An 18,959-nucleotide genomic window follows, 5' to 3' on the forward strand; every position below is an offset into this window, starting at 1 on the left:
CGCGGGCCGTCGTTTCAGTACGCCATGCAGCGCCGGTAGCGGTCGTCGACCCGGGTCGCGAACCAGGCGGTGGTCAACTCGCGGGTGATCTTGGGACTCTCCAGGGTGATGCCGGGGATCATCGCGCGTGGCAATGGCTTGCCCGAACGCGACTCGGCGAGTGCGAACACCCGCTGGAACAATGGGCTGTCGTTGAAGTCCAGCCGATCACCCCGCTCCAGCTCGCGGCGGATGGCGGCCACGTCCATGCCCAGGTCGCCCGCGAGTTCACGCACCGCACGTTCGGTCTCGCCGGGCCGCTCCAGCGGCGCACCGGGCGCCAGCAGGTCGCCGTCCAGCGCCAGCGTGCGCCCAGTGGCCAACGCCACCGCGTTCTGGAAAGCAGCATTGCGACTGGCGTACCAGCCGGCATTGAAGTCGGCGAAGCGATGCACCTTGCGCGTGTACGGCGTGGCGTAGCCCAGCAAGTGGGCGATGCCGAAGTACAGGCCGCCGCGGCGGGTGAACACCTCGTCGCGGATGCTGCCGTCAAACCGGTAGGGGTAGTCGCCGGCCTGCGCCTCGGCGAACGGGATCGACACCTGCATCGGGCCGCCGGTCTGCACCGGGTTGTAGTTGCCGAACAACCGGTCACCCAGCGGCACGCGACCGACCAGATCCTCATACAGACCGCTCAGTTCGCGCTCGGTACGCACCATGCGTAACCGCTCCTCGTAACTGCGGCCGTCGGTCGAACGCAGCTTCAGCGCGGCGCCGACCATGAACTTCGGCACGTGCACCTCCGCCGCACGCCGCTCGATCTCGGCTCGCGCGATCGTCGGGAGGTTCGCGACCGGCGGGTCGGCCTTGTAGCCGGATTCCTGCGCGATAACCGCCAGCACCGCGCAGATATTCTCCTCGAACGGCTCGATATCCTGCGCCGCCAACGCGGCCTCGATATCCGCCGCCCAGCCGCCACGGTCCTCCACCGTGGCGGGTATCCGGCGGGCGATATCGCCACGCACCGCCCCGGGCGCCGGACCCGAGGGCCGCGGCGCGGTGGCGCAGCCGGCCAGCACCAGTAGCAGCAATACGGAAGCGGCCCAACGCAGGCCGGCTCGGGTCGACATCGCAGGCATGGCACTCAAAACACCGACAACCCTGTCAGCTGCGCAAACCGGTGCAGCGCATAACGCCCGAGCATGGAGTTGCCCTTTTCGTCCAGCCCGGGGTACCAGACGCACAGGCTCATGACGTGCGGCACCACTGCGACGATGCCGCCGCCGACGCCGCTCTTGGCCGGCAGGCCGACATAGAACGCGAAGTCGCCGGCGGCGTCGTAGGTGCCGGCGGTCATCATCAGCGAGTTGATCCGCGTCGCCAGCTCCCAGCTGACCACGCGCTTGCCCGAGACGTCGCAGAAGCCGCTGTGCGAGAGGAACTGCACGCTGCGCGCCAGGTCCACGCAGTTCATGCCCAGCGAGCACTGCAGGAAGTAGAAATCGAGCACGGCGTCGACGTCGTTGACGATGTTGCCGTAGCTGCGGATGAAGTTGGCCGTGGCAATGTTGCGGAAGCCGCTCTCGCGTTCGGACTTGGCCACCACATCGTCGCCGCCGACATCGGCGCTGCCGGAGCGGGCACGCATGAATTCCAGCAACGCCTCCTCAGGCTTGGCGTAATTGGAGAGGATCACGTCGGCGACCACCAGCGCGCCGGCATTCATGAAGGGATTGCGCGGGATGCCCTTCTCGTATTCGAGCTGGAGCAACGAGTTGAACGGGTCGCCGGAGGGTTCGCGGTCGACCCGCTCCCACAGCGCCTCGCCGACCGCGTCCAGCGCCATCGTCAGGGTGTGGACCTTGGAGATGCTCTGGATCGAGAACGGATCGCGGGAATCGCCGATCTCGTGGATGGTGCCGTCGCGCAAGACCAGCGCCATGCCGAAACGGTCCAGCGGCACCTTGGCCAGCGCGTCGATGTAGTCGGCCACCTCGCCCTCGCCGAAACGCGCGCGGACTTCCTGCTCGATGGTGGCGAGGATGGCGGGCAGGTCGAGTCCGCTGATGTCGAACTGGTTTTGAACGGGTTTGTTCTGGAGGCGTTCGCGCATGTGGCAGATCGGTGGGAGAAGGCGGTCCACGCTATCAGTTGGAACCGTGATTGACAGCGCTACGGGTCGAACCTGGGTGGCCGGCGTAGCGCGAGGCGCACGCCCGGCATCTTCTTGCAAATACTTGTTGACATCATGTTAGATATGATTAACATGATGTACGCCACAACCAACCACTGGATCTGACCATGTCACCCCTCGAAAAGCGCGCCTGGTTGAACATCTGCAGCGTATGCCCGCCCTACCTGGTCTATTTCGCAATCCAGATCGCATTCCCCCAGCTGTTGACGACATTCATGGACCGCATCATCTGCCTGGCCGTGGTCGGCACGGTACATGCGCTGGTCTACCTCGGCGGCTGGCTGGTGTTCCGCCATGCCGAGCGCGGCGAAGGGGTGTTCGCGGACGATCGCGACCGCGCCATCGAAGCCCGCGCGACCCGGGTCGCCTACTTCGTCATGCTGACGGCGATGATCCTGGTGGGCGTGTTGATGCCGTTCTATACAGTCGGGTGGGCGATCACCAACGCCGCGCTGTTCTCGATCGTGCTGACCGAGACGATGTGCAACGTGATGATCGTGCGCGCCTACCGCCGGGGGCCGCGTTTTGCCCACTGACCCAATGACCAACGACGTGCGGCTGCTGCGTTTCCTCGCCCAGGAGATGACCCAGGCCGAGCTCGGCGAGCGCGTCGGGCTGACCCGCCAGACCATCGCCGCGATCGAACAGGGCCGCTATGCCCCGTCGCTGGACCACGCCTTCCGCATCGCCCACGTGTTCGGCAAGCGGGTCGACGAGGTGTTCCACTGGAAGCCGGCCTGACGGCCGGCCGATGACGGCTCAGGCCAGCGCGAAATCGATCGCCGCGCGCACCGCTGCCACCTGCGCGTCATTGCACTGCTGCGGCGTGGCGCGCGGGCTGTCCGGATAGACCTCGGTGGTGCTGGTGTAGCGCGCATTGGTGATGCCGGCGCACAGGTGCAGCTTCTTGAGCGGGTACTCGATGACGCCCGGGGCCACCACTTTCGAGCCGATGATCTCGCCGTTGGCGTCGGCCGGGGCGATGTGGGTGACCCTGGCCACCGCCTCGATGATCGCCTGCTGGAATTCCGGCTGCGGGTTCTCGCTGTCGTCGACCAGGTAGAAGCCATCGGGGATCTCGCCCGGTTCGGATGACTTGCCGTCGCGCGCGGCCAGCGCCGGGCGGAACTCGGACTCATCGCTGTCGGTGGTCTCGTGCAGGTCGATGTGCATCAGCACGCGGTCCTTGAGCGGCGCAACCAGCGCCATCAACGCGGCCGATTCCTGCGCCGGGCTGTCGGCGTGGAACGAGCGGTTCGGGTCGATCGCCTGCGGGTTCCAGCGGTGGATGCGCTCATAGCCCCACGGGCTCACGCATGGCGCGACCAGCAGGTTGGCGCGACCGGCGTAATCGGCGGCATGCTGGTCCACGAACTGCAGCGCGCCATGGGCGCCACTGGTTTCGTAACCGTGCACGCCACCGGTGACCAGCATCACCGGCAGGTCATCGCGCCAGTCTCGGCTCCTGATGGCGTAAAGCGGATATTCCTCGCCGGCGTAATCCAGCTGGCCGTACTGCGACACGTCGAAACGCCCGCGCAGGCGGTCGATGACGTTGACCACGTCGGCCTCGTAGCTGCGCTTGCGGTTCTGGCGGGAGAGCCAAGTGGCTTTTTCCATAACGCCCCAAGGAGTGCCGGGCGTGCCAATCGGATAGGAGGAAAGGGTCATCATGGCGCTCTCTTCATTTGGTTCCAGTTGCTGATTCTAGTTGCTGTTCGACGGCGGTCCTGTACACACCCAACCTTTACACAGCGCCCTCCATGCTCCGGCTACCCCACAGGAGCACACGCGCATGGCCGGAAACGCCTCGTGGGTGATCGCCCTGGGCAACTTGGCCGAGAACCGGAACGTCGCTGGCACGCTCGCAGCCCAGCGTTCGAATGTCCGTAGTTGATGGGGGCGATTCCGGGCGAGCGGCGTCCGCGACACGGCGGGCGCCCCCGGCGTCACCGCTTCTTCCCGGCCAAAGTGATCACCGCCACGCCGCCGAGGATGATCGCCATCCCGGCAAGATCGAACGGGCCGACGGTCTCGCCCAGCATCAATACACCCAACAACACCGCCACCGGCGGGTTGACGTACGCATAGCTGGTGGCGACCGCGGGCCGGGCATGCTTGAGCACGTAAAGGTAAGCGCTGAAGGCGACGATGGAGCCGAACGCCGCGAGGTAGGCCAGTGCCAGCGTCGCGCGCGTGGTCGGTTCGGACGGCAGCGTTTCACCGGTCGCGAAGCCCACGCCCAGCAGCGCGACACTGGCGCACAGCATCTGCGCGGCGGTGTTCATCGGTCCCGATGGCATGTCCTGGCGACGACTCCACACCGAACCGAACGCCCAGCAGGCCGCCGCGGTCAGCAGCGCGATCGCGCCGATGACCTCGCCCGAAAGGCCACTGCCCAGGTTGAGCACGACCACACCGACGAAACCGACCAGCAGGCCGATTCCCTCCCGACGCGTCGGCCAATGCCCGTACAGGCCGCCGAACGTCGCGGCGAACAGCGGCATGCTCGACACCGCGACCGCCGCAATACCCGAACTCACCCGCTCCTCGGCAAAACACACCAGGCCGTTGCCGAAGCCGAGCAGCAGCACGCCGGTGATCGCTGCGTTGCGCCATTGCAACCGCGTCGGCGGCGTGTGCCCACGCCAGCGCAGGAAGGCGTACAGCGCGACACCGGCGGCGATGAACCGCACCCCGGCCAGCAGGAACGGCGGGTAGCTCTCCAGTGCGATGCGGATACCGAGGTAAGTCGACCCCCAGACCAGGTAGAGCGTGAGCAGCGACAGCGGGATCAGCACGCGTGGACCGAGGCGTTCGGCCCATGAGACCGGCAACGACGTGACGGCGGAATGGGAAATATCGGGCATGGGGGATGGCCGTGCGTGGACTCCGCATTATCCGCGAGCAGCAAAGGGGGAGCGAGTACGACACGTGGGCCAAACCATCCCGGGGACAGCCGTGCCGATAGTCAGGGTTGAGGCTCGAGGCACGGCGCATTACTGTTATAGGTATCTACTACACCTAGCGCCGTCCGGTCGTCCCTCGCCGGCACTGAACTTCGGAGCACCAATGCCTGACATGAACCCCGCCACTCGCGCCATCACCCTTGCCGCCCTCGCCGCCGCCCTCGTGACGGGCTGCGCCGGAATCGCGAGCAAGGAAATCGAAGCCGAACGCACTGTCCTCCACGCCGAGCCGCTGGAACTGGACGCAAAGGGTCGTCCCGTCGCCAGCATCGCCCCGTCGGGTGCGGTGACCATCGGCGAGGAGGCCCTGTCGCTGACCGATGCCCAGCGTGCCGACACGGCCGGTTATCGCGATGCCGTGCTCGACCTCATCGACCTGACCCTCGACGACACCAGATCGCTGACCAATCGCGCGATGGTCACCGCCCTGCTCGGCGTCATGACCGGGTTGGGCGACCAGGCCGAACGGCACATCGAAAACCAGGCCGGGGAAATCGCCCACACGCCGGAGTTCTGCGGACTGCTCGACGACGTGCGCCGGCAGCAGGACCGGATGGTGCGCTCGGTGGCGCAACTGCAGCCCTACGCCGACATCAGCGAGCAGGACGTCGACGATTGTGCCGCCGGCCGCGCCTACGACCTCAATATCTAGGAGCACCCCGAAAATGCGAAAGACACTCACCACCGTGGCGCTGTCACTTGGCCTGGCCATCACGGGAATTGCACAGGCGCAGGTCGACCTGACCACGCTGGACGACCGGATGGCCGGCCCCCGGGCGCAGGTGTTGGTGCTGGGCACCGTGCACCTGTCGGAGATTCCCGACGGATTCGACCCGGCAACGCTGGAGCCGGTAATCGACCGCCTGGCCGCCTTCAAGCCGGACATCATCACGATCGAGACGATTTCGGGCGAAGGCTGCGACCTGATGGCGCGCCATCCCACGATCTACGACCCGGAATCGCTCTCGCGCTTCTGCAGCAAGCCCGAAGCGGCCGAAGCCGCCACCGGCCTGGACGTACCGTCCGCCATTGCCGAAGTCCACCGGACCCTCGCGGAATGGCCGGCGCAGCCCACCCCGGCGCAGCGGCGACACCTCGCCGCGCTGTTCATGGCGGCCGACGACAACGCCTCCGCGTTGACCCAATGGCTGCAACTGGAGCACGTCGAGCGCCACGCCGGCGATGGGCTGGACGATGCGCTGGTGGCGCTGCTCGACCAGCTGGTGACGGACTCCAACGAGGAATACCGGATCGCGGCGCGCCTGGCCGCGCGGCTCGGGTTGCAACGCCTGTTCCCGATCGACGACCACACCGGCGACGGCATCGATGTGTCCGACGCGGAGCTACCGGCTTTTGCCAAGGCGATCCGGCAGGCCTGGGATTCCGCCGCTGCGCAGAAGCAGCCGCTGCGCGCGCGTGAAAAGGAACTCACCGGCCGCGGCGACATGCTGGAGTTGTACCGCTACATCAACCGCCCCGACATCCGCGCCATCCAGGCCGACGGCGACCACGGCGCGGCGATGCGCGACCCCTCGCCACGGCATTACGGCCAGCGCTACGTCGCCGGCTGGGAAACCCGCAACCTGCGCATGGTGGCCAACATCCGCGCCGCGTTCCGTGACCACCCGGGTGCCCGCGTGCTGTCGATCGTCGGCGCCTCGCACAAGCCGTGGTTCGACAGCCTGCTGGGGCAGATGCAGGGGGTGGATATCGTCGATGCCGGGGAAGTACTGGGAGCTTCGCCCGCCCGGCAGATCGACTGAGCGATGGCATCCGGTTTCAACCTTTCGCCACGGCCGATCATCACACCGGGTCGTGACCCTGTCGGCTGGAGGAAGCATTGCCCGTGATCCGCCAACCACGCCTGCCACCGATCGCCCTGGTCGCCTCCCTCGTGCTCGCACTCGTCGCGACCGGCACGGGCAAGGCGGCCATCCCATCCACCCGTGACCCGGCGTACGCCTCGATCCACGCCGACATCGCAACAGGCATCACCGAAGGCAAGCTGACCGGCGTGGCGATCGCGGTGGTGAAGGACGGCCGGATCGTCCACGAGGCGGGCTTCGGCTGGGCCGACCGCGCCTCCGGTCGCCGTGCGACGCCACGCACGCCCTTCTCGCTGGCGTCCGCCACCAAGCCGATCACCACGACCGCCGTGATGACGCTGGTGCGGGCCGGGAAACTGGACCTCGACCGTCCGGCAAACGATTACCTGGGCGACGACCTGATCATGGATGCGCACGGCCCCGCGCAGGCCGTCACCCTGCGCCGCCTTGCCAGCCATTCGTCGGGACTGCCGACGTTCTTCGAGATGTACCCCGAGGGCGGCCCCGGCCGGCAGCCGGACGTCGCGGAGTTGATCCGCGACTACGGTCGCCTCGTCGCGCCGGCGGGCGAGCGCTACGAGTACTCGAACCTGGCGTTCGCGATCCTCGGGGAGATCGTCGCCCGTACATCGCGACAGCCGTTCGGCGATTACCTGCAGGAGCACGTGTTCGCCCCGCTGGGCATGCATGACAGCTTCATTGGCACCGACTCCGGACGGCGCGCGGAAACGGCAACGCGCTACAACAAGGAAGGCGAGCCAATGCCGTTCTACGTCACCGCGACGCCGGGCTCCGGCGAAGTTTTCTCAAGTGCCCACGACATGGCGCGCTTCGCGATGTTGCATCTGGAAGACGACCTCGGCGCGCAGGCGTCGATCCTCGACGACGGGCAACTGGATGAACTGCACCGGCCGCATACCGAGATTGCGCCCGGACACGATTACGGACTCGGATGGGAGGTGCTGCGGCAGCACGGCGGACCCACGGTGCTGTCCCACGCCGGCGGCCAGTCGGGCGTGGTCACGGAATTCGCGCTGGTGCCGGAAGCCGATGCCGCTGTCGTGGTGTTGAGCAACCACGGCGGTAGCCACCAGTTCCTGGACACCCTGCGCGACCGCCTGCTGCGCACCGTGGTGCCTGGCTGGCAGGGCATGCCCGGGTCGCCCCAGTCGCCACTCCAGCCGCTGCAACCGGCGTCCGCCTACGCCGGGACCTGGCGCGGTGTCGTGCAGGCCCAGGGCCAGCGCATTCCCGCAACGCTGGTGATCACCCCGCGCGGCACCGGCACCTTCACCTTGCGCAACCGCAGTCCACAGCCGATCTCCGACCTCGGCCTGATCGACGGCCTGGTCAATGGCGAGGTCAGCGGCGACATCGACAGCCCCGATACCCGGCGCGAGTCCCTCGACACGCTGGCGTTGAACCTGAAATTGCGCGGCGACCGGCTCGATGGCGAGGTCATCGCCTGGCGCAAGACGTCGAACAAGATGACCATCCTGCCGTTCCGGACCGACCTGCATCGGGTCGTCGAATAGACCGCGATGTCGGCATCGCGGGGCAACGTCAATCCGGGATCTCGGCCTCGACCAGCTTGCCCAGCAGCACCAGCGATTCCTGCCAGCCGAGGTAGCACGCCTCGACCGGGATCACGTCGGGCAGGTTTTCCTGCACCACCTGCAGCTCGGTGCCGCACGACACCGCCTTGAAGGTGATGGTGGTGGTCATCTCCCCGGGCAGGTTGGGGTCGTCGAAGCGGTCGGTGTAGCGGATGCGCTCGCCGGTCACGAGTTCCTGGTAGGTACCGCCGAAGCCCTGCTCGTTGCCGGTGGAGAAGTTGGTGAACGACATGCGATAGGTACCGCCCACCCGCGCGTCGAGCTGGTGGACCTTGCAGGTGAAGCCGTTTGGCGGCAGCCACTTGGCAAGGGCATCGGCATCGATGAAGGCGCGATAGACGCGTTCCGGCGGGGCGTTCAGAACGCGGTGGAGGCGGACGGTGTTCTCGGCGCTCATGGCGGTTCCCGTTGTCGAGGAGGAGCCCTCACCTGACAGGACGAACGGGCGCGTCGGGAATCGACACATGCCGATCGCGGGCCGGTTGCATCCATCAAGTGCGCGACGCGGATGGTAGTGTGCGGCGGTCGACGATGGCCCCTCCATCGTCACCCGCCCGCGGAGCCTGCACGCCATGCCCGGACCACTCACGCTTCTCGCGTCGTTGCTGCTAGTCGCCGTTTCAATCCAGGCCGCGCCCGCGCAAGAGGGCGGACCCGTCGCGACCGTACGCGTCGCCTTCGATCGCGATGGCATCACCGACGTCCGGACCGATGGGCTGGCGGACAAGGCAACCGGGCGCGAGGTCACCGCGGGTGACCCGGTGCGGATCGCGTCGATCTCCAAGCTGGTCACCGCCATCGGGGTAATGCGGCTGGTTGAGGCCGGCAAACTGGACCTGGATGCCGATGCCGGCGAACTGCTCGGCTTCCCGCTGCGCAACCCGGCGTTCCCGGACACGCCGATCACCCTGCGCCTGCTGCTGTCGCACCGCTCCAGCCTCACCGACGCGGCCGGCTACTGGCAGACGCCCCTGGGCGAAAAACTGGGCGGCATCCTCGACGACCCGCGCGCGTGGGATGACGCGCATGCGCCCGGCCACTACTTCCGTTACGCCAACCTCAACTTCCCGCTGATCGCGCAGGCCATGGAACGCGCCACCGGTGAACGCTTCGACCGGTTGATGGACCGCCTGGTGCTGCAGCCACTCGGTATCGAAGGCTGCTTCAACTGGGCCGGTTGCAACGACGCCGCCGTCGCCCGTGCCGTGGTGATCTATGACGGCAACGGCGAGCCCAACAAGGACGACCTGCACGGCAGCAGGCCCGATTGCCCGGTGATTGCCTCCGAAGACGGTACGTGTGACCTCGCGCAATGGCGGGCAGGCGGGAACGGTGCGCTGTTCTCTCCGCAGGGTGGACTGCGGATCTCGGCGAATGGGCTGGCCCGCATCGGCCGGCTGCTGCTCGGCAATGGCCAACTCGATGGCGTGCGCCTGCTGACACCCGGGTCCGTGCGCGAGCTGGTCACTCCGCGCTGGCAGTACGCGCCGGGGCAGGGACTGACCTACGAGCAGGACACCGGCGACCTCGGGGACGGCTTCTTCTGCCGCTACGGCATGGCGGTGCAGACACTGGCCACCCCGGTGGACGGTTGCCGCGACGATCCCTTCGGCGATGGCGTGGAGCGGGTCGGCCACTCCGGGTCGGCCTATGGGCTGCAGGCCGGCCTGTGGGTCGACCGCGCGGGCGGCACCGGCGTGGTGTGGTTCGCCACCGGCATGCCTGGCGAGCGGCTCGGCGGGCGTTCGGCATTCAGCGCAGTCGAGGAAGTGTTGGCGCGCTAAGCGATAGGACATGCCCGGCGACTTCAACGTCGCTTCACATTCCCGCCTTCGCAGCCTCATGTCCCGGCCGCATGGTTCCCCGCATCCCACCGATCCGGAACGCCATGCACGACGAGACGCCCTCCCCCACCTTCGACATCGTCATCGTGGGTGCCAGCTTTGCCGGCGCAGCCTGCGCCATCGCCGCGGCGCAACGTGGTTTGCGCGTGTGCGTGCTGGAGCGCAAGCACGATCCCGGCGGGAAACTGCGCACCACCGGGATCATCGTCAAGGAAGCCGCTGAGCACACCCTGCTCAACCAGCTTCCCGCGGCCATGACGCGACGCATCGAAGAAGTGCGCCTGTACGCGCCGAGCCTCGAGCAGGTCGCCCTCGGCGCCCCGGGCTACTACTTCCTCACCACCGACACGCCCGCGGTCATGCGCTGGCTCGCCGGGCAGATGCGCGCCAACGGCGTGGACCTGCGGCTCGGCAACGCCTTCACCGCGGCCGTGCGTACCGAAGCCGGCTGGCAGGTGGACGGCGTGGGCGCCACGCGCTACCTGGTCGGTGCCGATGGTGCACGTTCGCGGGTCGCCCGGCACTGTGGCCTGGGTGAGGTACGGCAGTTCCTCTACGGCATCGAGTACGAGTTTCCCGGGGCCACCCTCGCCCACCCCGGCGCGCTGCATTGTTTCATCAGCAAGCGCTACGCGCCGGGCTATATCGGCTGGATCGCACAGAGCCCGACCGGGGTGCAGGCCGGGCTCGCGTTGCGCCACGATCCTGCCAATGCGCGCGTGCCGGACATCGACGGCTTCCTGTTGCGCGTCGGCGTGGCGGGCGGATTGCCGCGCCACCTCAAGCCGGGATCCACCCGCGCCGGGCTGATCCCGTGCAGCGGGCCGGTATTCGACATGGCCCGCGACCGTGCCATCCTCGTCGGCGACGCTGCCGGCATCGTCTCGCCGGTGACCGCCGGTGGCATCCATTCCGCATGGGAACACGGCTGGACTGTGGGCCGCGCCATCGCCGCGCACCTGCGCGACGGCGACCGCGCGCCGGAACAGGTCGCCATCGAGTCCGCCCCGCGCTTCCGTGCCAAGCGCGCCCTGCGCTGGGCCTACGACCGCCTGCAGTTCGACTGGCCGTTCGACCTGCTGCTCCACTCGCCGCCGCTGCGCTGGGCGGCCGAACAGGTGTACTTCCACAAACGCAGCTGTTGATGCGAAGCCCGGGGGACCGTGCACCTCGCACGGGCCCCATCAGCCGGTCCGGCCCACCACTGCCCGCTGCCGCGCCCCCTTGCGGAACAACCAAGCCGACAGCAAGCCCGTCGATATAGACAAAAAGATCTAGACAATTCGGTCTAGGCGGCGTAGCGTGGCCCCGTCGTCATTGCTCGCACGCATCCATGGCAAAGCCGCAGACACCCAAGCCCACCCCCGCCGAACTCGGCCTGCTGCGCACACTGTGGCAACTGGGGCCGTCATCGGTCCGGCAGGTCCACGAAGCGCAGCAGCGCGAACGCCCCGACCTGGCCCATGCCAGCGTGCTGCGGTTGATGCAGGTCATGCACGGCAAGGGCCTGCTCAGGCGCGACGAAAGCCGGCGCTCGCATGTCTACGCCGCCGCGCAGCCACAGGGTTCGTTGCAGAAGCGGCTACTCGACGAACTGATCCACAAGGCTTTCGCCGGCTCCGGCAAGGACCTGGTGCTGGCCGCGCTGCGCGGCGACCGCGTGAGCGATGCCGAGCGCGAAGAGATCCAGCGCTTCCTCGAGGAGACCCGCGATGAATGAGATCCTGGCGTTGCTGGTGCCCGCGCTCGGGTTCGCCCTGCTGCATTTCCTCTGGCAGGGCACACTGGTCGGCCTGCTGGCGTGGCTGGCGCTGGCCCTGTTGCGCAACGCGCGCCCGCAAGCCCGCTACGCCGTGGCCTGCCTCGCCCTGCTGGCCTGCGTGTCGTTGCCGGCATGGAGCCTGCTGCAGGCGTTGTCGGCGGCGGACGCGGCACCAGCCACGTCCCTCGCTCTGGCCACAGGCGGCGTCTCCGCCACGCCTGTCGATTCCGGCAACGCGTTGGGAATGTTGCCCGCGCCATCAATGGACGCCCTGCCCTGGCTCGTCGCCTTGTGGGCCGCCGGCGTCGCCACGCTGGGGCTGCGCATGGCCTGTGGTTGGCTGTGGGTGCGCCGCCTGTGCCACGAGGCGCAAGTCGACCTGGATGGACGTTGGCAGTCGTGCGTCGATCGCGCGGCACCGCGGCTCGGCATCGTCCGCAAGGTCGCGTTGCGCCTGGTCGACGAGGGCGACAGCCCGCTGGCCGCCGGTTGGTGGCGACCGGTGGTGCTGCTGCCGGTGGCGGTCGCCGCGCGCTTGCCCGCGGACCTGGTCGAAGCGCTGATTGCCCACGAACTGGCGCACATCCGCCGCCACGACTACCTGGTCAACCTGTTGCAGGGGGCGGCCGAGGCGCTGCTGTTCTACCACCCGGTGGTGTGGCTGCTGTCGCGCCGCATCCGGGTCGAACGCGAACTCGTCGCCGACGACCTTGCGGTCGCTGTCCTCGGCGAACCCCGGCGGCTCGCACTGGCCCTGTCGGAACTCGATCGCCACGCCGGTGCGCGATCGCCCACCCCGCATCCCCACTACGCGCCGGCCGCACACGGAGGTCACCTCATGTCCCGCATCCAGCAACTCATCCGTCCCCAACGCCGCGCCGTTGCCGGTATCGCGATGCTGCCGTTGATCGGGCTCGCCGTGGCCGGCGCCGCGTTCTACGCGCATGCACACCTCGCGCCATCGCCTGTCGACCCTGCGCAGGCCACGACCGCGCCACCGGCCACCATCCACGCCCTGCCCGCGCCCAAGGCAAGGCCCGGCGTGCAGGTGTTGCCCGCAGCCGATTCCGCCGCGGCCCCGCGCGCGCGCGTCGCGACCGCAACGCCGGCCGACGACAACGACCGTCCCGGCTACGCACTGGTGCTCGAAGGCCGCGATGGCTACACGATGTCCGGCGACATGGACGACCGGGACGGGATCGACGCCGCGCGTCGCGCCGTGGACGGCGACTTCCTCTGGTTCCGCCGCGATGGCAAGGCCTGGGTGGTACGCGATGCCGGGACCATCGCCCGTGCCCGCGCCGCCTGGGCCCGGACCGACGAACTGGGCGAGCGGATGCAGGCGCTGGAAGCACGGATGGAGCCGCATTCAAGACGGATGCAGGCACTGGGCGAGCGCATGGCGGCGCTCAGCGTCGACAACGCCTTCGAATCGCCCGAGGGCCGCGCTGCAATCGTACGGATGGAGGCCCTGGGCGAAAGAATGGCGCCGCTGGCCGAACGGCAGGTGGCGCTCGCCATGCGCATGCGCGAAGCCAACGACGCCGACCGCGCGCGCATGGAACAGCAAGGCGATCAACTCGAGCGCGAGCGGGACGCCCTGCAGCGCGAGATGCGGCAACACAGCACCACGCTCCAGGCGCTCAGCGCCCGCATGGAGGCCCGGACGGCGCCGATGCACGCCCTGGGCCGCGAGATGGAAGCTGCGAGCGAACCGATGAAGGGCATCGGCAAGGAAATGGAGGCACTGGGCACGCACATGGAACGCGAAGCGACGGCCGCGGACGGCGAAGTACGCCGGCTCATCGACCAGGCCTACCGCAACGGGCAGGCCCGGCCAGCCCCGCTGCAGCAGTAATCGATCCCGCGCCGGGGGCGCAGCCGGACGAGGTCGCGCAAACGTTCTTCAACCGGCTTAGCTACTGGACGGATTCGGCCTCGGCACGCTCCTGGCGTGTCAGCACCCGTGGCTCGACGATCGGTTGCGAGGTCGCCGTGTCGAAGAACGGGTTCGCGCGTTGGCGTCCGCTCAGCTTGGCCCACAGCACGCCCCACATGACCCGCACGACGCCCAGCGTCGTGCGCACCGGCGTGGCGGCAACTTCGCCCAGCGCGGAGTCGGTACCCAACGCGATGCGCCGCGGCCCGAATGCGGCGTCCAGCGTGCCGGGCTCCGCCGCCATGCAACTGGCCAGCACCCCGACATACGGCAACTTCGGGTTCCGCGGCGTGTTGGCGAACGGCGTCTGGCAGCAGGCCGAATGCCAGCGCAGCAAACCCTTGGGACTCAGCGACAGGCAGGCCACCTGATCGTGGCCCGTGGTGAAGCGCACTCCGGAGGGGCGCAGGGCGACGATGTCGGTGCCGCCTTTCGGATCGAGCACGTCCTGCCCGCGTCCCAAGGCACGGGCGAATGCCTGGCAATCGCGGCAATGGCAGACGGCGCGAAGATAGGCGGCAGCGGGCTCGACCTCGCCCTGGAGCTTGCCGCAACGACAACGGAACGGGATGGCCATGCAGAGCCTCCGCGGGAAAGTCACCCGATTCTCGACCCGGAGGCCGCGGGCCACAAGCTGCCACGCGACAGCGCCGCGACTCGGCTATCGTTGCCGGACTCACGCCTCGAGGGAATCAACCATGTGTTTTCGCCTGCTTGTCGCTGCCTTGCTGCTGACCGCTTGGGCGCCCGCAAGCGCCCAGCAGAAGATCCTGCGCGACCACGGCATCACCATCGGCGTGCTGCAGCCCGGTCAATGGAATGCGATCACCGACGTGCCGGGCGTCGAGGTCGGCCACAAGACACTGGTGCGCGGCGACGACATCCGCACCGGCGTCACTGCGGTGCTGCCGCACGGCGGCAACATCTTCCAGGACAAGGTCCCGGCGGCGGTGTATGTCGGCAACGGATTCGGCAAGCTCGCCGGGACGACGCAGGTCGAGGAGCTCGGCACCCTCGAGACGCCGATCATCCTGACCAACACACTCGGCGTGCCGGTCGCTGCGGATGCACTGATCGATTACACCTTCTCATTCGCCGACAACGACGACGTGCGCTCGGTCAACCCGGTGGTCGGGGAAACCAACGACGGCTACCTCAACGACATCCGCGGACGCCACGTCACAAAGCGCGACGTGCTGGAGGCTGTCGCGTCGGCGACCGGTGGCCCGGTCGCGCAGGGCAATGTCGGCGCCGGCACGGGGACGGTCGCATTCGGATTCAAGGGTGGCATCGGCACCTCGTCGCGAAAGCTCCCCGTAAACCTCGGCGGCCACACCGTCGGGGTGCTGGCCCAGACCAATTTCGGCGGCGTGCTGAGCGTCGACGGCGTGCCGATCGGCAAGGCGCTTGGCAAGTACTACCTGAGCGACGAACTCAACGATTCGCCCGACGGCTCCTGCATGATCGTGGTCGCCACCGACGCGCCGCTGGATGCGCGCAACCTGGAGCGGCTCGCGAAGCGCGCCATGCTGGGCCTGGCCCGGACCGGCGGCATCGCCTCCAATGGCAGCGGCGACTACGTGATCGCGTTCTCGGCCAACGAATCGGTGCGCGTGCCGTACGAGTCCGGCACCCCGATTCGCGAGGTCGCCATCCTGCGCAACGATGCTATGTCACCGTTGTTCATGGCCGCCATCGAAGCGACCGAGGAAGCCATCCTCAATTCGCTGTTCCATGCCAAGGCGATGGTGGGCCGCGACGGGCACGAGGTCGGCGCGCTGCCGGTCGACGAGGTGCTGCGGATCATGGAGCAGCGCGGGTATCCGGTTTCGCGTTGAGGCGCGTCCCGCCTCTTCGCGTTCAACCTTGGAACAGCGCGACGTACTCCTCCACCGGCCGTTGCAGGATGGTGGTGTTGACGAACAGCGGCACGACGCCCTGCTGCCATCGCCGCATCCGCACGCCGGCATTGCGGCCGCGCTCATGGGCGGCGTTCGCCAGCGCCTCCGGCATTTCCAGCAAATGGATGTTGGACGCGTCCGGCGAGGTGCGGTCGCGCACCCGGCCGCTGGCGACCAGTGCGGCGATGAGCTGCGCGGCGTGTTCGTGCGCTTTGATGATGGTGTCGCGGAAGCCGGGCAACGTGTCGCGCGCCAGCATCGCCGGCATCCAGCCCTGCCATAGGCTGCCTCCGTACAGCCGGCGCAGTTCGCGGGCCTCGGCAATATCGGTCTTCGAGCCCGCAAGCACCGCGCCAAACGGCGCGCCGAGGTACTTGTAGAGCGACACATAGACGGTATCGAACTCGGCCACGTACGCGTCGAGGTCGAACGACGGCGGCGCCAACAGCAGCCGCGCGCCATCCAGGTGCAGGCGCGTGCCGTGCGCACGGGCCAGTTCCGCGATTCCGCGCACCCGCGCCAGTGGCACCATCTCGCCGTTGGCACGCCGCACTGGCGATTCCAGCGAGATCGCGCCGATCTTCATCGGATACGGGCCGTTCTCCGAAGCCCCGATCGCCGCCCCCACTTCCTCCAGCGTCGGAACCGCGCGGTCCGGCGCCAATGGCAACAGGTTGATCCCCGACAGTCGCTGCGCCGCATCGACCTCGTCGCGGTAGAGATGGCTCTCACGCTGCACCAGCGCGCGCTTGTGCTCCCCGCACAACACCCGCACCGCAACGTTGTTGGCCAGCGTCCCGGTGGCGAGGAACGTGCAGTCCTCCTTGCCGAGCAGTTCGGCGAACGCGCGTTCCAGCGCGCCAACCTCGCCCTCCACCAGGTAGCGGTCGAGCGCGTCGTCGCCGTGTCCTTTCGTCAGCGTGGCCAGATGATTCGCCATCGCGGCGGCGTCGGTTGGCGCGGTGTCGCGGTTGAGCCAGACCTCGCGTGTGCCGGTAGACGGAACGGGCGGCGACGCGGGTGATGGCAATGCGTCGGACTGCGCGGCAGCGCGAGATGTCACCGCGGCGACAGTGGCCCCAAGCGAGCCCTGCAGGAAGGTGCGGCGATCCATGGCGATCCTCCGGAAGCGTGTCCGTATCGATTATGCAGAGATATTGGATACGTCGCGCCGGCCATTTTTGCCGCCAGCAGCCTACCCCCGCCAGTTGGCATGCGTCCGCCAGAACTCCACGCTGCGGCTGTAGGCATCGCGGTCCAATGGCACGCCGGAGCCGCCCTCTGCCACGCCGAGCGCGTTGCGCAACATCGTGATCGGCGCCATCGGGATTTCCTCGGGCTCGGCGGTGTACATGCAGCCGACCACGCCCCAGTCGGCGGTGATCTCCGTGCCTTCCTTCGCCAGTTGCTCGCGGCTGTAGAGGATGACGACCAGGTAGTCGGCGACCGGCGGCTCCAGGCCCTCGAACCAGCGCACCAGCACTGGCAGCTCGTCGCGGGTGCGCGCCTCGTAATCGGACCGCAGCAGGTGCCGGTTGTCATCGGTGACCGGCACCGCCAGGCAGCGCGTCGAGGTCCAGTTGCGATGCACGTGCAGCTTGCAGAACGGCGCATAACCATCGAGTACCTCCAGCGGTGGCACCTCGCCGAGATGCCGCTCGAACTGGTCGGGCGTGCAGTCCTGAATCGTGTTGCGGCGCTGCTCGCGGAACAGGCGGGTACGGGCGAAGTCGGTGAGGACGATGGACATGCGCGGGACTCGGGGCGGGAAGCTCCGCATTATCCCGCGTGGATGGTGCGTTGCGCCGACTCACCGGACCGCCGCTACCAGGCAAACGGCTCCCACGTACACGACGGACAGAACAGGAATACCTCGCCGCCGTCGTCGAACATGATCGATCCGGTCCGGAATTGCCGGACCGTCCAGACACCGCTGCGCCCGTCGGCAAACTCGAGCCGGCCGCGTGCATGGCAGGGCGACCAGTCCAGGTTGTGCATGTAGTCGCGCTGTCCCACCTCGCCGGCCCCATCCATGAACCGACGTACGTGTCCCTCATCGAGCATGAAGCCCGAACAGCCGCGCGGTGGATTGGCGTCATTGGGCGACCCCACACCGTTTTCGGTGATGGTGAGCCGTTGGATCGCCGGAAGGTCCCGCCGAGGTACGTCCGAGGTCGCGACCTCATCCTCGATCAACCCGGCTGGCGTGCAGCCGCCCAGCACCAACGCCACGACAATCGCCAACCTCACCACGACGCATTCACCGCTTCACTGGAGGTCTTGAACGATACCGCCGGGTGGCGGTAGACCTCTTCGGCAGCGATCTTCAACGTCGTGCGCAGCTCGGACACCAACCAGCGCAGCGCGGAATTCTGTCCCACGGTCACCGGCACATACACGAACTCGTCTGCGCCACGCACATTGCCGAAGTCCGGATTAGGCTTGTACTCGCCAACCAGTTCGATGCCGATGCTGTCGCGATTGGCCGGAAAACGATCCGGAAAGGACTTGCGCTGTTCGATGCGGTTCTCGGTGCGCGGCGCAGCTGTCCGCAGCATCTTCAGCTCCGCAGGTTCGCAGGCATGCCTTGCAAGGCAGCGCGACCGCAACAGGCCGACGTGATTGGTGCGCTTGTAGAGCGAAGCCGTCTGATGGACGGTGCCGTCCTTGTCGACAAGGAAATGCGCGCCGAAGAGGCTCTTCTGATAGCTGTTGAACGTCGACTGCGCGGTAGTGCCACCGGTCTGGTGCACGATGATCCCGTTAACCACCTCCATCGCCCCGCGCTCCAGCGTGCCAAAGCGGCGCAACCGCACGCGTGGGTCGAGCACCATGCCGTCCTGATCGATACGCAACATTCCATCCTCCTTGATGTGTTTGGCCCTGCTCCTGCAGGCCCTGCACGCTAGCCGATCAGGACAGTGGTGTC

Annotated in this window: 21 protein-coding genes; 10 read left to right on the forward strand and 11 right to left on the reverse strand. The window is 67.8% G+C overall.

From position 1 onward, the window contains the following. Positions 1–14 precede the first annotated feature (14 nt). Together ACT9F5_RS03300 and ACT9F5_RS03305 are read right to left on the reverse strand one after the other, a co-directional pair. Positions 15–1,109 carry a DUF1615 family protein gene (locus tag ACT9F5_RS03300; protein ID WP_445118502.1) on the reverse strand — a complete coding sequence of 365 codons (1,095 nt, stop codon included), beginning with the start codon at positions 1,107–1,109 and terminating at the stop codon, positions 15–17. A 14-nt stretch (positions 1,110–1,123) separates the two neighbouring features. After that, positions 1,124–2,092 carry a glutaminase gene (locus tag ACT9F5_RS03305; RefSeq protein ID WP_445118503.1) on the reverse strand — a complete coding sequence of 323 codons (969 nt, stop codon included), beginning with the start codon at positions 2,090–2,092 and terminating at the stop codon, positions 1,124–1,126. Positions 2,093–2,280: 188 nt separating this feature from the next. Between ACT9F5_RS03305 and ACT9F5_RS03310 the strand changes: the two genes are divergently transcribed. Beyond that, positions 2,281–2,709, forward strand: coding sequence for a hypothetical protein (locus tag ACT9F5_RS03310; RefSeq protein WP_445118504.1), 429 nt, complete (start codon positions 2,281–2,283; stop codon positions 2,707–2,709). Between the two features lie 4 nt (positions 2,710–2,713). Further along, the gene (locus ACT9F5_RS03315; protein WP_445099468.1) at positions 2,714–2,914 is read left to right on the forward strand and encodes a helix-turn-helix domain-containing protein; all 201 of its coding nucleotides are present in this window, start codon (positions 2,714–2,716) and stop codon (positions 2,912–2,914) included. A gap of 18 nt (positions 2,915–2,932) precedes the next feature. On the opposite strand, the gene ACT9F5_RS03320 is transcribed toward ACT9F5_RS03315, so the two are convergent. From ACT9F5_RS03320 to yedA, 3 genes are read right to left on the reverse strand one after another with little or no spacing between them, the layout of a single operon-like run. After that, entirely contained in the window at positions 2,933–3,847 is a 915-nt protein-coding gene (locus tag ACT9F5_RS03320) for a M14 family zinc carboxypeptidase (protein WP_445118505.1), read from the reverse strand. Between the two features lie 33 nt (positions 3,848–3,880). Further along, positions 3,881–4,126, reverse strand: coding sequence for a DUF72 domain-containing protein (locus ACT9F5_RS03325; protein ID WP_445118506.1), 246 nt, complete (start codon positions 4,124–4,126; stop codon positions 3,881–3,883). Further along, positions 4,123–5,043 carry a drug/metabolite exporter YedA gene (gene yedA, locus ACT9F5_RS03330; RefSeq protein ID WP_445118507.1) on the reverse strand — a complete coding sequence of 307 codons (921 nt, stop codon included), beginning with the start codon at positions 5,041–5,043 and terminating at the stop codon, positions 4,123–4,125. Before yedA ends, ACT9F5_RS03325 begins: the two co-directional genes overlap by 4 nt. A 211-nt stretch (positions 5,044–5,254) precedes the next feature. On the opposite strand from yedA, the gene ACT9F5_RS03335 reads away from it, so the two are divergent. The 3 genes from ACT9F5_RS03335 (at position 5,255) to ACT9F5_RS03345 (ending at position 8,503) form a co-directional block, all read left to right on the forward strand. Beyond that, positions 5,255–5,794, forward strand: coding sequence for a hypothetical protein (locus ACT9F5_RS03335; RefSeq protein WP_445118508.1), 540 nt, complete (start codon positions 5,255–5,257; stop codon positions 5,792–5,794). Positions 5,795–5,807: 13 nt separating this feature from the next. Further along, on the forward strand, positions 5,808–6,905 hold the full coding sequence (locus ACT9F5_RS03340; protein WP_445118509.1) for a DUF5694 domain-containing protein: 1,098 nt from the start codon (positions 5,808–5,810) through the stop codon (positions 6,903–6,905). Between the two features lie 83 nt (positions 6,906–6,988). Beyond that, positions 6,989–8,503 carry a serine hydrolase gene (locus ACT9F5_RS03345; RefSeq protein ID WP_445118510.1) on the forward strand — a complete coding sequence of 505 codons (1,515 nt, stop codon included), beginning with the start codon at positions 6,989–6,991 and terminating at the stop codon, positions 8,501–8,503. Positions 8,504–8,531: 28 nt separating this feature from the next. Here the strand turns inward: ACT9F5_RS03345 and ACT9F5_RS03350 are convergent, their stop codons facing one another. Beyond that, the gene (locus ACT9F5_RS03350; protein WP_445118511.1) at positions 8,532–8,981 is read right to left on the reverse strand and encodes an SRPBCC domain-containing protein; all 450 of its coding nucleotides are present in this window, start codon (positions 8,979–8,981) and stop codon (positions 8,532–8,534) included. A 175-nt stretch (positions 8,982–9,156) separates the two neighbouring features. On the opposite strand from ACT9F5_RS03350, the gene ACT9F5_RS03355 reads away from it, so the two are divergent. The 4 genes from ACT9F5_RS03355 to ACT9F5_RS03370 all read left to right on the forward strand — a co-directional run bounded on the left by ACT9F5_RS03355 (position 9,157) and on the right by ACT9F5_RS03370 (position 14,048). After that, the gene (locus tag ACT9F5_RS03355) at positions 9,157–10,368 is read left to right on the forward strand and encodes a serine hydrolase (protein ID WP_445118512.1); all 1,212 of its coding nucleotides are present in this window, start codon (positions 9,157–9,159) and stop codon (positions 10,366–10,368) included. 104 nt (positions 10,369–10,472) lie between these two features. Continuing rightward, complete coding sequence (locus ACT9F5_RS03360; protein ID WP_445118513.1) at positions 10,473–11,573, forward strand: FAD-dependent oxidoreductase; 1,101 nt, start codon at positions 10,473–10,475, stop codon at positions 11,571–11,573. Between the two features lie 188 nt (positions 11,574–11,761). Further along, positions 11,762–12,148, forward strand: a complete 387-nt coding sequence (locus tag ACT9F5_RS03365; RefSeq protein ID WP_445118514.1) for a BlaI/MecI/CopY family transcriptional regulator — start codon at positions 11,762–11,764, stop codon at positions 12,146–12,148. Continuing rightward, on the forward strand, positions 12,141–14,048 hold the full coding sequence (locus ACT9F5_RS03370; protein ID WP_445118515.1) for a M56 family metallopeptidase: 1,908 nt from the start codon (positions 12,141–12,143) through the stop codon (positions 14,046–14,048). Before ACT9F5_RS03365 ends, ACT9F5_RS03370 begins: the two co-directional genes overlap by 8 nt. A 61-nt stretch (positions 14,049–14,109) precedes the next feature. Here the strand turns inward: ACT9F5_RS03370 and ACT9F5_RS03375 are convergent, their stop codons facing one another. Continuing rightward, a complete protein-coding gene (locus tag ACT9F5_RS03375; protein WP_445118516.1) occupies positions 14,110–14,706 on the reverse strand; it encodes a DUF6151 family protein in 597 nt (198 codons plus the stop codon). Between the two features lie 121 nt (positions 14,707–14,827). On the opposite strand from ACT9F5_RS03375, the gene ACT9F5_RS03380 reads away from it, so the two are divergent. Beyond that, entirely contained in the window at positions 14,828–15,967 is a 1,140-nt protein-coding gene (locus ACT9F5_RS03380; RefSeq protein WP_445118517.1) for a P1 family peptidase, read from the forward strand. Between the two features lie 22 nt (positions 15,968–15,989). Here the strand turns inward: ACT9F5_RS03380 and ACT9F5_RS03385 are convergent, their stop codons facing one another. The 4 genes from ACT9F5_RS03385 to ACT9F5_RS03400 form a co-directional block, all read right to left on the reverse strand. Beyond that, positions 15,990–17,144 carry a beta-eliminating lyase-related protein gene (locus ACT9F5_RS03385; protein ID WP_445118518.1) on the reverse strand — a complete coding sequence of 385 codons (1,155 nt, stop codon included), beginning with the start codon at positions 17,142–17,144 and terminating at the stop codon, positions 15,990–15,992. A gap of 81 nt (positions 17,145–17,225) precedes the next feature. Continuing rightward, positions 17,226–17,780 (reverse strand): DUF3228 family protein, encoded by a 555-nt coding sequence (locus tag ACT9F5_RS03390; protein ID WP_445118519.1) that lies wholly within the window; start codon positions 17,778–17,780, stop codon positions 17,226–17,228. Between the two features lie 74 nt (positions 17,781–17,854). Then, on the reverse strand, positions 17,855–18,262 hold the full coding sequence (locus tag ACT9F5_RS03395; RefSeq protein ID WP_445118520.1) for a hypothetical protein: 408 nt from the start codon (positions 18,260–18,262) through the stop codon (positions 17,855–17,857). Between the two features lie 14 nt (positions 18,263–18,276). Next, a complete protein-coding gene (locus ACT9F5_RS03400) occupies positions 18,277–18,888 on the reverse strand; it encodes an N-acetylmuramoyl-L-alanine amidase (protein WP_445118521.1) in 612 nt (203 codons plus the stop codon). Positions 18,889–18,959 lie beyond the last annotated feature (71 nt).

Source organism: Lysobacter sp. F6437 (assembly GCF_052547215.1).